Below are 16,666 nucleotides of genomic sequence, written 5' to 3'. Positions count from 1 at the left end.
CATGAGCTTTTTGGAAGTGTTATATTTCCTAGTTCCTACTGCAATTTTTTATGCAGCGCCTCTAATTTTAACAGCTATCGGTGGTGTGTTCTCTGAACGTTCGGGCGTAGTTAATATTGGGCTTGAAGGTTTAATGGTAGTAGGTGCATTTGCAGGGATCGTGTTTAACTTAACATATGTCGATACATTTGGTGCTTGGACACCTTGGATTGCATTAATAGTAGGTGGACTTGTTGCGGGTATTTTCTCGATATTACACGCAGTAGCAGCTATTTCATTCCGTGCCGATCAAACGGTTTCAGGGGTAGCAATCAACTTACTTGGTCTTGCAGTGGCATTATTCTCTGTGAAAATGCTTTACGATAAAGGGCAAACAGATATGATCAAAGTTCGTTTCCCTCGCTTTAATATTCCTTATCTAGAGGATATTCCATTAATCGGACCTATGTTCTTTAAGGATGTTTATGGAACTTCAATTCTAGCAATTGCGGTAGCGATTCTTGCTTGGGTAATTATTTATAAGACACCATTTGGTTTACGTTTACGTGCTGTAGGAGAACATCCAACTGCTGCAGATACAATGGGTATAAATGTAACTAAAATGCGTTATATCGCCGTTATCATTTCAGGTGTTTTAGGTGGTATTGGTGGTGCGATCTATTCGCAAACAATTTCTGGGGATTTTGGCCACGGAACAATTAATGGTCAAGGTTTCATGGCTCTTGCAGCAATGATTTTTGGTAAATGGCATCCACTTGGTGCTTTAGGAGCGGCAATTTTCTTCGGATTTGCGCAATCATTAAGTATAGCAGGGAACTCGATTCCGTATATTCAAGATATTCCAGCTGTTTACTTGCATATTTTACCGTATGTATTAACAATCTTCGCTGTTGCTGGTTTTATTGGTAAGGCAAATGCACCTAAAGCAGTTGGCCAACCATATATTAAAGGTAAGCGTTAATTTTTCATTAAAAAGAAGGGACTGGGCATTCGCTCAGTCTTTTTCTTTATGAATAAAGACTCTTTAATAGCAAGTATTTGTACATACATTGCCTGAAGTTGCTTTTTTATTTAAAAGGCATGTATAGTGAGTGTAATGGTTTGTTATATTAAAGAGATAGGAGGGGTCTACATGTTTCAAACTATTCAAGTAGCAAAAGGTGTCAATATTCATACAAGAACAACTGATCAATTTAAAACTGTTAATTTTTCAGTGAAATTTAAAAGACCTTTAACTGTCGAGGGTGCTTCAGAAAGAACGGTATTAACAAACGTACTACAACATAGTAGTGCAAAATATCCATCTACTGCTGCAATGCGTATGTATTTAGATGATTTATACGGCACTGTTTTGTATTTTGACACTACTAAACGTGGTAATGAACATACTGTATTATTAAATGTTGAAACAGTTAATGATCAATATTTAAAAAATGGGGAAGTTTTAGGGAAAGTGCTCGAACTTATGAATACAGTGCTATTTGAGCCTAACTTCGATAATGGTGTATTCCGTGAAAATATTGTCGCTCGTGAAAAAGAAATGGTGATTGAGCGAATTCAATCTGTTTTTGATGATAAATCACGCTATGCCCAACAGAAATTATTGAATATTATGCGCCCGAATCATCCAGCATCTATCTCTGCTAACGGAACAATTGAAGATGTTAAAAAAGTAACGCCAACGTCATTAGTTAAAACGTACGAAGAGATGTTAGCTAATGATTTAATCGATATCTATGTCGTTGGGGATATTGATGAAAAAACAATAGTAGAAAGCTTGAAAAAAGCTTTACCATTTGCTGACCGTGCAGTGGAACATGCACCTCATCAAACTGTAGAAAGTAAACCAACAGAAACGTTTGTCAGTGAACAGCAAGATATGAAGCAAGGTAAATTACATATCGGCTATCATACACCTGTCACTTTCACGCACCCTGATTTTCCTAAAATGCAAATTTTTAATGGCGTTTTTGGTGGATATCCACATGCAAAATTATTTATGAATGTACGTGAAAAAGAAAGTATGGCTTATTACTGCTCAAGCTCATATTCTGCACAATATGGGTTAGTATTCGTCATATCAGGAATTGATGCCAACAAAGAGAAAAAGGCAATTTCATTAATCGACGAACAACTAGTTTCGATTCAAAAAGGTGACATTACAGATTTAGAATTAGCACAAACAAAAGCGATGTTAACAAACCAAATAAAAGAAGCACTTGATTCAGCAAGAGGGCAAATCGAAATATATGATCAATATAAAGAATTACCTACAGAGTTCTCGGTAGAAAATATGGCCGCGAAATGGCAAGCAGTAACAAAGGAAGATGTAGTTAATATGGCAAAACAAGTAGAAAAAGAAACAGTATATTTCTTAAGAGGTAAGGAGGATGCTGCAGAATGAAAACAATCGAATTCGATCAATTAGACGAAACGCTTTATTATGAAAAGCTAGATAATGGATTAGATGTTTATATTTTGCCGAAAAAAGGCTTCTCTAAAACATTTGTCACTTTTACTACAAAATATGGTTCCATCGATCGTTCATTCATACCGCTTGGTGAAACTGAAGCAATTACAGTCCCAGATGGTATTGCACATTTTTTAGAGCATAAAATGTTTGAAAAAGAAGATGGTGATGTATTCCAAAAGTTCGGTGAAAAGGGTGCTTCAGCAAATGCTTTCACATCTTTCACAAGAACAGCGTATTTATTCTCTGCAACAGATCATTTATATGAGAGTACGAAAACTTTACTTGATTTCGTACAACAACCATATTTCACGGAGCAAACAGTTGAGAAGGAAAAAGGTATTATAGGTCAAGAAATTACAATGTATGATGATCAACCAGACTGGCGTTTATACTTTGGAACGATTGAAAATATGTTCCATGAGCATCCAGTGAAAATTGATATAGCGGGTACTATTGAGTCAATCGATGATATTACGGCAGATCATTTATACACTTGCTATAATACGTTTTATCATCCATCTAATATGCTTCTATTTGTCATCGGCGCTGTTGAGCCAGAGAAAATGATGGATTTTATTCGTGCTGATCAAGCAGATAAAACATTTGAGGAACCAACACCTATTCAGCGAATTGAAGTGACTGAACCTACAGATGTAGCAGTAAAAAGTAGCACTTTAGAAATGGATGTTTTAAAACCAAAAGTAATTGTAGGTATAAAAGCCAAAGAAACAAGCCTTTCGGGCAAAGCTATGCTAAAGCATGAGCTGTCTATCCAATTAGCGCTGGATGTATTATTTGGTCGCTCTTCAGACTTTTATACAAGTGTATATGAAAAAGGTATGATTGATGAATCGTATTCTTATGACTTCTCTTTAGAAAAAGGATTTGGTTTTGCCTTAATTGGTTCGGATACGAATCAAACAGATGAGTTAGTTGAAGCTATTCAAAATGTATTACAAAATACACAAGAAAAATGGCCATTTGGTGATGATGAATTAGAGAGAGTAAAACGTCGTAAGATCGGCTTTTATTTAAGAGCATTAAATTCAATTGAATTTATCGCAAATCAATTCACGAGATATGCTTTTAATGATATGAATTTATTTGACGCAGTTCCTGTCATCGAAGAATTGACGATAGCGGACGTGCAACAAGCTTTCGCTTCACTACAAGGAGAATCACAGCAAACAGTATTTAAGATTTTACCTGTAGGAAATAAAGCGAAAACAAGTAATGACAAAGAAGGTCAAGAGTAATAATGAAACAATTTTGCTTAGTACTTGGCGCGTCCGGTGCAATTGGACGTGCCATAAGTGAGCAGCTTGCTAAAGATGGCTGGTCTTTATATTTGCAGTATAATCAAGGTGAAGAGGTCACATTCGAGCTTGTAAGTGTCCTGTCAGCTGATTATCCAGAGCAAGAATTTATGATGATTCAAGCTGATTTAACAGATCCACTTGCAGCGGAAAATATTTCTAGTTCTATATTTTCACTACAAGCGATTGTAGTAGCTAGTGGACAAGCACTTTACAAACTTGTGGAAGATACTACTGCTGATGAAATGGATGCACTTTGGAAAGTTCATGTGCAAACACCAATTAGATTGATTAGCCTCTTAGCTTCAAAATTACGCAAAAACAATATAAGTCATATTATTATGATTGGTTCGATTTGGGGCGAAGCAGGGGCATCAGGAGAGGCTTTGTACGCTACTGTGAAAGGTGCACTACATGCTTTTGTGAAATCGTACGCACAAGAAGCAGCAGGAAATGGTGTTCTTGTTAATGCAGTAGCACCAGGCTTAATTAATACTAAAATGAATGGGCATTTGACGGATTTAGAAGAGCAGGAGCTAATTGATGAAATTCCATTAGCAAGAGCAGGCGAAACTGATGAAGTTGGTCATTTAGTGTCTTTCTTGTTATCAGGGCGCGCCAATTATATTACAGGTCAAATACTTCGAATTAATGGTGGATGGTACATATAAATTTCTTTCTTACACATACTAAATGTGAAAAGGAGGGATTCTATGGATATCATTGAAAACTGGCAGAAGTGGACGAGCTTTTTGGGACAAAATGTTGCAAAAGCAGAGTCTGCAGGAATGTCACAAAAGGTAATACAAGAAGCCGCAGTGCAAATTGGTGAGTACTTGGCAAATAATGTTGATCCAAAAAATGAACAAGAGAGAGTGCTTTCTGAGCTTTGGTCGGTGGCAACCGATGATGAAAAGCAATCTTTAGCTAATTGTGTTGTTAAATTAGTGCAGAATAGGAAGGTACAATAGGAAAAATGGGGTTCTAGCCCCTCTTTTCCTTTTTTTCTTTCCATATGTACAAAAATCGGCTATTATGGAACTTAGAAATGTTTTAAGCGTCGTATAATAGAAGGGATCGTTGTATGTGAGAGAATGGTATTTTGAATATGAAATACAAATCAATCGCCCCGGCTTATTAGGAGATATTGCTTCCTTATTAGGTATGCTTCGTGTGAATATTGTGACAATCAATGGTGTCGATCAAGTTCGAAGAGGAATGCTTTTACGAGCTGAAAAGGACGAACAGATTGAACGATTTGAGAATATTGTTTCGACTATGGAAATGATAAGAGTAACAAAATTCCGCGAGCCAACAACACGTGATCGTCTAGCGATTCGACATGGTCGTTATATACAAAGAGAAGCAGATGAGAAAAAGACGTTTCGCTTTGTACGTGATGAACTAGGTATTTTAGTAGATTTTATGGCAGAACTTTTTAAAAAGGACGGTCATAAACTCATTGGAGTTAGAGGAATGCCTCGTGTCGGAAAGACAGAATCAGTTGTTGCTGCCAGTGTTTGTGCAAATAAGAGATGGTTATTTTTATCATCGACTATGATTAAACAAACTGCACGCAACAAGCTGCTTGGAGACGAATTTAATAGCAATAATATATTCATTCTGGATGGAATTGTCACAAGGAGATCTTCTGATGAAAAACATCAACAACTTGTACGTGAAATGATGAGTATGCCATCTATTAAGGTAGTGGAGCATCCTGATATGTTCGTGCAACATTCTGAATATACAATTGAAGACTTTGATTATATTATCGAATTAAGACATCATCCAGATGAAGAAATTACATACGAAATCATGGAGAAACATAACAGCTTACTTCAAGATTCGAGTGGTTTCGGTGGCTTTGGAGGATTTAATTTTTAACAGGTAGGTGTTACAGTTGACAGAATTAGGAGCTCGTTTAAAAGAAGCGAGATTGTCAAAAGGGTATAGTCTGGATGACTTACAAGAAATTACGAAAATTCAAAAACGCTATCTTTCTGCAATTGAAGAAGGAAATTATAGCATAATGCCTGGAACGTTTTATGTTCGAGCATTTATTAAACAGTATGCAGAAGCGGTTGATTTAAGTGCCGATGAATTACTTGAGACGTATAAATCTGAAGTACCTGCAAACAAAACAGTTGAAAGTACAACGACAGCAACAATTCAACAACCTCAATCACGTAGAAGCTTGTCTAAAATGCCATCAAAAGGTTTTATGGACTTAATGCCGAAACTTGTTGTTGCTTTATTTATCATAATTGCAATCGTAGCACTCTGGGTATTGTTCCAAAATAAAGCTGATAATTCTAAACCAGATAACAATACAGAAACACCAGTAACTGTGGATACAAAAACTCCACCTACAACTGGCAAGAATAAAGACAATGAAGTAGCCGGTTCAAAAGATCAAGATAAGAATGATGAAGAAACAACTAAAAAAGAAAAAAAACAACAAGAACTTTCTAAAGGTACACTAGTGAATGATAATGAAACAACTAATTATACTTTAACTGGTACAGAAGAGTTTAAAATCCGTGTAGAAGTTACTGGAGATACATGGGTTGGTGTACAAGATGAAAATCGTACAGAGATCTCTGATAGAGCAGATGTATACCATGCTGCTGATGTAGTTGAAGTTGATGCGAAGGGTAAACAAAGTGTTCGTATTCGATTAGGTGCAGCTGCAAATGCTAAAGTTTTTGTCAATGATGAGAAATTGAAACTTGCGGCTTCTCCAAGTGAGCGAAGTACTCAAAACATCGTCATTAATTTTTCAGAGAAAGAATAGTCATCTAGAGAAAGATGGCTATTTTCTTTGAAAGAAGGGTGAGGAAATCGTGAATATACCAAATAGAATTACAGTTTCAAGAGTTTTGCTAATCCCAGTATTCGTGCTTTTAATGCTAGTGGACTTTGGATGGGGACAAATGACGGTGCTTGGCGCAACAATGCCAATCGAGCACTTTGTTGGTGCGGTGATTTTCATCATAGCTTCTATCACAGATTGGGTAGACGGCTACTACGCACGCAAATATAATTTAGTAACGAATATGGGGAAATTTTTAGACCCATTAGCAGATAAATTGTTAGTTTCTGCTGCATTTATCCTACTTGTTGAATTAGGAACTGCTCCGGCATGGGTAGTTATTATTATTATCAGCCGTGAATTTGCAGTAACTGGTTTACGACTAATTTTAGCGGGTGGTGGCGAGGTAGTCGCTGCTAACCAACTAGGTAAAATTAAAACGTGGGCACAAATTGTTGCGATTTCTGCGTTATTACTAAATAATATTTTCTTTACTATGTTTAGCATTCCTTTTGCTGATATTGCACTATATGTAGCTCTATTCTTTACTGTTTGGTCTGGAGTAGATTATTTCTACTTGAATCGTCGTGTATTATTAGATTCAAAATAATTATAAAATGAATTTTAGTAGGCGAGGATGTAAGTGTGGAGGTTTTTCTCCTACATTATATACCTCGCCTTTTGTAACTTTTTATTTTTTGAGCACCGTACATATTATAAGATAGAGGAAGGGATTGTTTGAGATGAATGCAGAAATCATTGCAGTTGGATCAGAGCTTTTACTGGGTCAAATTACGAATACAAACGCACGTTTTATATCAGGTCAATTATCTGAGCTAGGAATTAATGTGTATTACCACACTGTCGTCGGCGATAATGTAGATCGTTTAGTCAAAGCCATTAAAGTAGCTGAGACACGTGCAGATCTCATTATTTTCTCAGGAGGATTAGGGCCAACGAAAGATGATTTAACGAAGGAAACAATAGCACGACATTTAGGAACTGTACTGGAAATAGATAATTATGCTATGCAATCGATTGAAGAATTTTTCACTCTTCAAAATCGTATTATGACAGATAATAATCGTAAACAGGCACTCGTATTAAAAGATTGTGAAGTACTTATAAATCGCCATGGTATGGCTCCGGGTATGCTGTTAGAAAAAAATAACCGTATATATATGTTACTGCCAGGACCGCCGAAGGAATTGGAGCCTATGTTCCAATTTGAAGCGAAGCCAAAATTAGCTGCAAGAGTAAATGATGGAGCTCAGATTGTGTCTCACGTATTACGCTTCTATGGCATCGGTGAGGCAGAGTTAGAGGTAAAGGTACAAGACTTACTAGAAAACCAAACAAACCCTACTATAGCACCGCTAGCGTCAGATGGGGAAGTAACTCTACGTGTTACAGCGAAGGCATATAGTCTAGAACAAGCTGAACAGCTAATAGCTGGAGCAAAGGATGAAATATTACGCAGAGTTGGGCAGTTTATGTACGGTGAGAATGATGATTCTCTTTCTTCTAAAACAGCCGAAATTCTTATTGACAAAAATTTAACTATTGCCGCTGCAGAAAGTTTAACTGCCGGACTCTTTCAATCTGAATTAGCAGAAAACCCTGGTATAAGTCAATCGTTAATTGGTGGAGTTGTTACTTATACAGAACAAGCAAAACGTGAGCAACTAGGAATTTCAGCTGACTTATTAGAAAATTACGGAATTGTGAGTTCCCAATGTGCTGTAGCAATGGCCAGTAAAGTAAAAGAAAAGTTCGGTACAGATATAGGTATAGGTTTAACAGGGGCAGCGGGTCCTGAAGGGCATGATAATCAACCAGCCGGAACAGTGTGGATAGCTGTAGTTATCGGTGATAATGAACCTCAAACGTATCAATTACATCTAACAGGGCAACGCAATACAAATCGTTTACGCGCAGTGAAGCGTACTTTTGCTTTTATTATTCAATTATTAACCGAACAAGGTTATCGTAAATAATAAATTTGTCCATTCAAAGTGGATTAAAATCAGCTTTTGAGCAAAAAAGTGGGGCATACTTTTCGATTTCGGTTAAATTTTTCCGAATAAATGTTCGCTTTTTTCTTGTGTATTTCTCAAAAAAGAAGTATAGTAGATACAGATATAAAAGAGATAATGTTTTCGAAGGAGGAACAAGATTGAGCGATCGTAAAGCAGCATTAGACATGGCCCTTAAACAAATTGAAAAGCAATTTGGTAAAGGTTCAGTTATGAAATTAGGCGAAAAAACAGACATCGAAATTATGACTTCTTCAAGTGGCTCTTTAGCACTTGATACAGCACTTGGAGTAGGTGGATATCCACGAGGTCGAGTTATTGAAATATATGGACCAGAGAGTTCTGGTAAAACAACTGTAGCGCTTCATGCGATTGCAGAAGTACAAGCTAACGGTGGTACAGCCGCGTTTATTGATGCAGAACATGCACTTGATCCGGTCTATGCACAAAAACTAGGTGTTAATATTGATGAATTATTACTATCACAACCTGATACAGGGGAGCAAGCTTTAGAAATTGCTGAAGCTCTTGTACGTAGTGGTGCAATCGATATCATTATCATCGATTCTGTAGCAGCTCTTGTACCAAAAGCTGAAATCGAAGGTGACATGGGTGATTCACATGTTGGTCTACAAGCACGTTTAATGTCGCAAGCATTACGTAAACTATCAGGAATTATTAACAAATCTAATACAATTGCTATTTTCATTAACCAAATTCGTGAGAAGATTGGTGTTATGTTCGGTAATCCAGAAACAACACCAGGTGGACGTGCACTAAAATTCTACAGTTCTGTACGTTTAGAAGTACGTCGCGCAGAAACAATCAAACAAGGTAATGATATGGTAGGTAACAGAACTAAAATTAAAGTCGTTAAAAACAAAGTAGCACCGCCATTCAAAACAGCTGAAGTAGATATTATGTATGGTGAAGGGATTTCAAAAGAAGGCGAAATCATCGATATCGGTGTAGAAAAAGAAATCGTGCAAAAAAGTGGTTCTTGGTATGCTTATGAAGAAGAGCGCTTAGGCCAAGGGCGCGAAAATGCAAAACAATTCTTAAAAGAAAACCCTGAAATCAGCAATGAAATTGCACATAAAATCCGCGTAGCTTCTGGGATTGCAACTGATTCTTATACAGTTGAAACTGAAGAAGACGAAGCAATGGATGCAGAATTATCATCATTATTAAATGAAGAGTAAGATTTTCTGAGGGTCTTTCAATGTCAATTGAAGGGCCCTTTTGACTATAACTATAACTGTGAATCCTTGACATTGTTTTTTTTCAACTATACAATTAAACTTGTATAATTTCTAAAATTGAAATGAAATAGGCAGTATATTGAGAGCTCATAGAAATACTTAATGTATAGCCGACTAAAAATGAAAACAATACAGCAAGAGGAGGTGTTCGAATGACTGGAAACATCATCTCCGCTTTGCTTGGACTCATCGTCGGTGCCGCTGTTATCTATTACGTCAATAAAAGAGTGAATGATTCAAAAGTGACAGGTGCAAAGAGTTCCGCAGAGCTCATCATAGATGAAGGTAAAAGAGAAGCGGAAGCTCTAAAGAAAGAAGCACTTCTTGAAGCAAAAGATGAAACTCACACACTTCGAACTGAAGCAGAAAACGACATCCGTGAACGCCGGTCTGAGCTTCAGAAACAAGAAAACCGGTTATTGCAAAGAGAAGAAAATCTTGATCGCAAGGATGAAGCTCTGAATAAGAGGGAAGCAGGTTTAGAGCGCAAAGAAGACGCTCTTAACGACAGACAACAGCATATTGAACAGATGGAAAGCAAAGTGGAAGAACTCGTAGCTAAACAGCAATCTGAAATCGAACGTATCTCAGCATTAACTCGTGAAGAAGCAAAAGTCATTATTCTAAAACAAGTAGAAAACGAGTTATCAACTGATATAGCAGTTATGACGAAAGAATCTGAAATGCGAGCGAAAGAAGAATCTGACAAAAAAGCACGAGAAATTTTATCACTAGCCCTTCAGCGCTTTGCAGCTGATCACGTTGCAGAAACGACTGTCTCTGTCGTCACTTTACCAAATGACGAGATGAAAGGTCGCATTATTGGACGTGAAGGCCGTAACATTCGAACACTTGAAACGCTTACAGGTATCGATTTAATTATTGATGACACACCTGAAGCAGTTATTCTATCAGGATTCGACCCAATTCGCCGTGAAACAGCTCGTCTAGCACTTGAAAAATTAGTACAAGACGGTCGTATTCACCCAGCTCGTATCGAAGAGATGGTTGAGAAATCTCGCCGTGAAGTGGACGAGCAAATTCGTGAAACAGGCGAACAAACTACATTCGAAGTGGGTATCCACAATTTACATCCGGATCTAATGAAAATTTTAGGCCGTATGAAATATCGTACAAGCTATGGTCAAAACGTCTTGAAACACTCTGTAGAGGTAGCTCACTTAGCGGGTTTACTAGCAGCAGAATTAGGCGAAGATGTACTTTTAGCAAAACGTGCAGGATTACTGCATGATATTGGTAAAGCGATTGACCATGAAGTAGAAGGAAGTCACGTAGAAATAGGCGTAGAATTAGCTACAAAATACAAAGAGCACCCTGTTGTTATTAATAGTATTGCTTCTCACCATGGTGATACTGAACCAACTTCAGTAATTGCTGTATTAGTGGCTGCTGCGGATGCTTTATCTGCAGCGCGTCCAGGTGCACGAAGTGAAACACTTGAAAACTATATTCGTCGACTAGAAAAACTAGAAGAAATCTCTGAATCATATGAAGGCGTTGAGAAATCATTCGCTATTCAAGCAGGTCGTGAAATACGTATAATCGTACGTCCTGATCAAATTGATGATTTAGCTTCACATCGTTTAGCACGGGATATTCGTAAACGTATTGAGGATGAACTGGATTATCCAGGACATATTAAAGTGACGGTTATTCGAGAAACACGCGCAGTCGAATATGCGAAATAGTTAAATTCAAAATAAGAAATAAGTATATGCCAAATGTAAAGTAAGAAAACTGAATTGAAAAATTCAAATATTTTATAAAGAAGGCTTCTTAGAACCTCGGTCGAGAAGCCTTTTTTGTTGGAAAAGAGTGAATCAATAATGAAAGTACTATTTATCGGAGACATTGTCGGCTCAATTGGCCGTACAGCTGTTGAAACATATTTACCAAGATTAAAGAGAAAATATGCACCAGATGTTGTCATTGCGAACGGGGAGAACGCAGCTGCTGGACGTGGGATTACAAGAGCCATTTATCAAGAGTTATTAATGGTGGGCGTAGATGTCATAACAATGGGTAACCACACATGGGATCAAAAAGAAATTTTCGATTTCATTGACGATGCAGAATTTTTAATCAGACCTGCAAACTTCTCAGACGAGGCGCCAGGCAAAGGGATGACGACTATTTCAAAAAATGGTCATACTTTATCTGTAATCAATTTACATGGACGTACTTTCTTACCACCACATGGTGATCCATTTGCTAAAGCAGACGAATTAATAGAAGAAGCAAAAAAAGTTTCTCCACTTATTTTCGTAGATTTCCATGCTGAAACAACGAGTGAAAAAATTGCAATGGGATGGTATTTAGATGGTCGAGTATCAACTCTTGTAGGAACACATACTCATGTACAAACAGCGGATGCACGCATTTACCCTGGTGGTACAGCGTATATTACTGATGTTGGAATGACTGGACCTTATGATGAAGTGCTTGGAATGAATAAAGAAAGCGTAATCTATCGGTTTAAAACAAATATGCCTACACGTTTTGAAGTACCGAAACAAGGTCGAGAAGTACTAAGTGGCTTCTTTGTTGATCTTGATGATAAAACAGGCTTAGCAAAATCATTTGAGCGTATATATATTAACGCAGATTATCCTTTCAAAGCATAATTGTAAGTCTATTCCCAAAACTCGCTGCATACAATAATCCATGGACAAGAGAGATGTCCCACATTTTTTCAAATTAAGGGAGGAATTGTTGTGGATTCATTGAAAGTATCTTCTCGCTCAAACCCGAACTCAGTAGCTGGCGCATTAGTAGCAGTCATTAGAGAGCAAGGCTATGCAGAGATGCAAGCAGTTGGAGCAGGTGCACTAAATCAAGCTGTTAAAGCAGTTGCAATTGCAAGAGGATTTGTTGCACCAAGTGGAACGGACTTGACTTGTTCGCCTGCATTTACGGATATCTTAATTGCAGGTGAAGATCGAACGGCTATGAAGCTTTTAGTTGAAAAGCGTACGAGATAAATAAAAAAACTAAAATACCGGGAAACCGGTATTTTTTTATGGAGAAAATAATGAACCTTAGTATTTTGCTCAATTGAAATGGAATTTTAAGATGGCACTAGTACATTTTGAGAAATGAATTGAGCACTCCAAGCTTTTTTTACTATACATAAAAAAGTATGTTAACATAGTGAGTATTGTCAGTGATTATTATTACAACTTATTGAACGAGCTTTTCCGTCAAAGGTCTGAATTTCAAAGAAATCGCTTATAAACAATAGTTTACATCGGGTCTTCGTGATAAACTGATGAAGGATATAAAGCTAATAACCTGTAATTAAGGAGATGTTATAAATGTTACATCAGCTTTCATGGAAAGTCGGTGGGCAACAAGGGGAAGGTATTGAGAGTACGGGAGAAATTTTCTCTACGGCTATGAACCGTCTTGGATACCATTTATATGGATACCGTCACTTCTCTTCCCGTATTAAAGGTGGCCATACGAACAATAAAATTAACGTACGCACATCTGTCGTACACACGATTCCAGATGATTTAGATATATTGGTTGCATTTGACCAAGAAACAATCGATGTCAATTATAAAGAATTAACATCAGAAGGTGTTATTTTAGCAGATGCTAAATTTAAACCAGTAAAACCAGAAGATTGTCCTGCAACACTTTATGTTGTACCATTCACTGAAGTAGCTGCTGAGTTAGGTACTACTTTAATGAAAAACATGGTGGCAATCGGTGCAACTGCTGCATTATTAAATCTTGAAGATGAAGTTTTCCAAAGTGTCGTTGATGAAATTTTCGGCCGTAAAGGTGAAACAGTTGTTCAAAAAAATATGACAGCCATCGCACAAGGACATGAACTAATGAACGGTATGCTTGGCGATAATATTGGTAAATTTGAATTAGAGCCAGCTGATGGTAAACACCGTCTATTTATGATCGGTAACGAAGCTATCGCACTAGGTGCATTAGCTGCAGGCACTCGTATTATGGCAGCCTATCCAATCACTCCAGCTTCAGAAATAATGGAATATTTAATCAAAAAATTGCCGAAATTCGGTGGTACTGTTATCCAAACAGAAGATGAAATCGCAGCTGCAACAATGGCAATCGGCGCAAACTATGGTGGCGTTCGTTCATTTACAGCATCAGCGGGTCCAGGCTTATCATTAATGATGGAAGCAATTGGCCTTTCTGGTATGACAGAACAACCTCTTGTAATTGTTGATACACAACGTGGTGGTCCTTCAACAGGTCTACCAACAAAACAAGAACAATCTGATTTGATGGCAATGCTATACGGAACACATGGTGAAATTCCGAAAGTTGTTATCGCACCAAGTACTGGTGAAGAAGCATTTTACGATACAATTCAAGCATTTAACATTGCGGAAGAATTACAATTACCAGTTATCTTATTATCTGATCTTCAATTATCACTTGGTAAACAAACTGTTGAACCATTTGATTACTCTAAAATCGAAATTCGTCGTGGTAAATTAGAACTTGGCGAATTACCTGAAGCTGAAGATAAAGAATACTTTAAACGCTTTGAAGTAACAGAAGATGGCGTGTCAACTCGTGTCGTACCTGGTCAAAAACATGGTATTCACCACGTTACAGGTGTTGAACATGATGAGACAGGTAAACCATCTGAAGCAGCTGGTAACCGTAAAGCGCAAATGGACAAACGTTTCCGTAAATTAGATCATGTAAACTTTAATATGCCTGTATTTAAAAACACACCACACGAGGAAGCGGATGTTCTATTAGTTGGCTTTAACTCGACTAAAGGTGCAATAGAAGAAATTCAACCGATGCTAAACGAAGAAGGCATCAAAACAAACCACGCACATATTCGACTAATTCACCCATTCCCAGCAGAGGAAATGAAAGAATTAATCGACAATGCGAAAAAAGTAATTGTCGTTGAAAATAATGCTACGGGTCAATTAGCTAATGTAATGAAAATGAATATTGGCGCACACGATAAAATTATTAGCTTAGTGAAATATGACGGCACACCATTCTTGCCAAAAGAATTGTTAGGCCGCGTGAAGGAGTTGCTAACAGATGGTAACATTTAAGGATTTCCGAAATAATGTTAAACCTAACTGGTGTCCTGGATGTGGTGACTTTTCAGTGCAAGCTGCAATCCAACGTGCTGCAGCAAACCTAGAAATTCAACCGCATGAACTAGCAGTTATTTCAGGAATTGGCTGTTCAGGTCGTATCTCAGGATACATCAATTCATATGGTTTACACGGTATTCACGGACGTGCATTACCAATTGCACAAGGATTGAAAATGGCTAACCGTAATTTAAAAGTAATCGCTTCTGGCGGTGACGGTGACGGTTTCGCAATCGGTATGGGTCATACAATTCACTCAATCCGTCGTAATGTCGATATCACGTATATCGTTATGGATAACCAAATCTATGGTTTAACTAAAGGACAGACATCACCACGATCAGCTGCTGGTTTTGTTACAAAATCAACACCAGGTGGAGCAATTGAACCGTCATTAAAACCATTAGAAGTAGCATTATCTGCTGGCGCAACATTCGTAGCACAAAGCTTTTCAACAGATTTAAAAGAGCTAACTGCGATTATAGAAGCAGGTATGAATCACAATGGCTTCGCATTTATTAATGTATTCAGCCCTTGTGTTACTTATAATAAAATCAATACTTATGACTGGTTCAAAGAAAACATTACAAAATTATCAAGCATTGAAGGATACGATTCAACAAACCGTGCCCAAGCAATGGCAACTGTAATGGAACATGAAGGTCTAGTAACAGGTATCATTTATCAAGACGAAGAAACACCTTCGTATCAAAATTTAGTAAATGGATATAGTGAAGAACCTCTAAACCAGCAAGACATGATGATTGAAGAAAAAGATCTTCAAGAGTTAATGAAAGAGTTTATGTAATAAATAATTTAAAGGCTAATCCTCAAGTCGTTTATTTGACTAATGGATTAGCCTTTTCAATTGTTAAAAAGAGACTGATAGTTACAGTTAATATGCAAATATTTATAATAGGAAGGATTAAAGGAAATTTAACCTATTTTAAGGTATTTATTTGGAAGTTTGGGTAGCTCTAAAGGAATTGTAGTAGCGCTAAAGGGAGAGCGAGTAGAGCTAAAAGGAGTATGAGTAGCGCAAAAGAGAGTGCGAGTAGCGCCAAAGGAAGTGAGTAGCGCTAAAAAGAGTGGGAGTAGCGCTAAAGGTAATGTGAGTAAAGCTAAAAGGAGTATGAGTAGCGCTAAAGGGAGAGTGAGTAGCACTAAAGAGAGTGCGAGTAGCGCCAAAGGAAGTGAGTAGCGCTAAAGGAAGAGTGAGTAGCGTCAAAGGGAGAGCGAGTAGAGCTAAAAGGAGTATGAGTAGCGCTAAAAAGAGTGCGAGCAGCGCTAAAGGGAAAGTGAGTAGCGCCAAAGGAAGTGAGTAGGGCTAAAAGGAGTATGAGTAGCGCCAAAGAGAGTGTGAGTAGCGCTAAAGGTAATGTGAGTAGGGCTAAAAGGAGTATGAGTAGCGCTAAAGAGAGTGCGAGTAGCGCCAAAGGAAGTGAGTAGAGCTAAAGGAAGAGTGAGTAGAGCTAAAGGAAGAGTGAGTAGAGCTAAAAGGAGTATGAGTAGCGCAAAAGGGAAAGTGAGTAGCGCTAAAGGTAATGCTAGCAGTGCTAAAGGAAGTATGAGTAGCACCAAAGAGCTTAATCAATACTCCCCGCATATCAGTTGCCCCCTCCCCCCCATAAA

15 protein-coding genes are annotated in these 16,666 nt (G+C 37.6%); all 15 read left to right on the top strand.

Translation table 11 applies throughout. The features are described 5' to 3' along the window. Position 1: 1 nt before the first annotated feature. Positions 2–961 carry an ABC transporter permease gene (locus MHH85_RS14625; protein WP_193738759.1) on the top strand — a complete coding sequence of 320 codons (960 nt, stop codon included), beginning with the start codon at positions 2–4 and terminating at the stop codon, positions 959–961. 171 nt (positions 962–1,132) lie between these two features. Beyond that, positions 1,133–2,404: an EF-P 5-aminopentanol modification-associated protein YfmF gene (gene yfmF / locus MHH85_RS14620; RefSeq protein ID WP_340707596.1), complete on the top strand. Its 1,272-nt coding sequence runs from the start codon at positions 1,133–1,135 to the stop codon at positions 2,402–2,404. Further along, a complete protein-coding gene (yfmH, locus tag MHH85_RS14615; protein ID WP_053417414.1) occupies positions 2,401–3,729 on the top strand; it encodes an EF-P 5-aminopentanol modification-associated protein YfmH in 1,329 nt (442 codons plus the stop codon). Before yfmF ends, yfmH begins: the two co-directional genes overlap by 4 nt. A 2-nt stretch (positions 3,730–3,731) precedes the next feature. Beyond that, complete coding sequence (ymfI, locus tag MHH85_RS14610) at positions 3,732–4,460, top strand: elongation factor P 5-aminopentanone reductase (RefSeq protein WP_340707595.1); 729 nt, start codon at positions 3,732–3,734, stop codon at positions 4,458–4,460. Positions 4,461–4,502: 42 nt separating this feature from the next. Then, positions 4,503–4,760: a DUF3243 domain-containing protein gene (locus MHH85_RS14605; RefSeq protein WP_038184292.1), complete on the top strand. Its 258-nt coding sequence runs from the start codon at positions 4,503–4,505 to the stop codon at positions 4,758–4,760. A 115-nt stretch (positions 4,761–4,875) separates the two neighbouring features. Continuing rightward, positions 4,876–5,676 carry a DUF3388 domain-containing protein gene (locus MHH85_RS14600; RefSeq protein WP_193738762.1) on the top strand — a complete coding sequence of 267 codons (801 nt, stop codon included), beginning with the start codon at positions 4,876–4,878 and terminating at the stop codon, positions 5,674–5,676. 7 nt (positions 5,677–5,683) lie between these two features. Beyond that, positions 5,684–6,586 (top strand): helix-turn-helix domain-containing protein, encoded by a 903-nt coding sequence (locus MHH85_RS14595; RefSeq protein WP_340707594.1) that lies wholly within the window; start codon positions 5,684–5,686, stop codon positions 6,584–6,586. Between the two features lie 49 nt (positions 6,587–6,635). Next, the gene (gene pgsA / locus MHH85_RS14590; RefSeq protein WP_193738764.1) at positions 6,636–7,214 is read left to right on the top strand and encodes a CDP-diacylglycerol--glycerol-3-phosphate 3-phosphatidyltransferase; all 579 of its coding nucleotides are present in this window, start codon (positions 6,636–6,638) and stop codon (positions 7,212–7,214) included. A 133-nt stretch (positions 7,215–7,347) separates the two neighbouring features. Further along, entirely contained in the window at positions 7,348–8,601 is a 1,254-nt protein-coding gene (locus tag MHH85_RS14585; protein WP_340708181.1) for a competence/damage-inducible protein A, read from the top strand. A 179-nt stretch (positions 8,602–8,780) separates the two neighbouring features. Continuing rightward, a complete protein-coding gene (gene recA / locus MHH85_RS14580) occupies positions 8,781–9,842 on the top strand; it encodes a recombinase RecA (protein ID WP_053417410.1) in 1,062 nt (353 codons plus the stop codon). A gap of 212 nt (positions 9,843–10,054) precedes the next feature. Beyond that, on the top strand, positions 10,055–11,611 hold the full coding sequence (gene rny / locus MHH85_RS14575; protein WP_053417409.1) for a ribonuclease Y: 1,557 nt from the start codon (positions 10,055–10,057) through the stop codon (positions 11,609–11,611). A gap of 138 nt (positions 11,612–11,749) precedes the next feature. Beyond that, entirely contained in the window at positions 11,750–12,547 is a 798-nt protein-coding gene (locus MHH85_RS14570; RefSeq protein WP_340707593.1) for a TIGR00282 family metallophosphoesterase, read from the top strand. Positions 12,548–12,637: 90 nt separating this feature from the next. After that, positions 12,638–12,904, top strand: coding sequence for a stage V sporulation protein S (locus tag MHH85_RS14565; RefSeq protein WP_038184313.1), 267 nt, complete (start codon positions 12,638–12,640; stop codon positions 12,902–12,904). 333 nt (positions 12,905–13,237) lie between these two features. After that, positions 13,238–14,989 carry a 2-oxoacid:acceptor oxidoreductase subunit alpha gene (locus tag MHH85_RS14560; RefSeq protein ID WP_340707592.1) on the top strand — a complete coding sequence of 584 codons (1,752 nt, stop codon included), beginning with the start codon at positions 13,238–13,240 and terminating at the stop codon, positions 14,987–14,989. Beyond that, positions 14,976–15,842 carry a 2-oxoacid:ferredoxin oxidoreductase subunit beta gene (locus tag MHH85_RS14555; protein ID WP_193738768.1) on the top strand — a complete coding sequence of 289 codons (867 nt, stop codon included), beginning with the start codon at positions 14,976–14,978 and terminating at the stop codon, positions 15,840–15,842. Before MHH85_RS14560 ends, MHH85_RS14555 begins: the two co-directional genes overlap by 14 nt. Positions 15,843–16,666 lie beyond the last annotated feature (824 nt).

The sequence above is a fragment of the Viridibacillus sp. FSL E2-0187 genome, from assembly GCF_038006425.1.
GTDB classification, from domain to species: Bacteria; Bacillota; Bacilli; order Bacillales_A; family Planococcaceae; genus Viridibacillus; species Viridibacillus arvi.
Note: the sequence above shows the minus strand (reverse complement) of the source record. Positions and strands in the feature narration are given on the sequence as shown.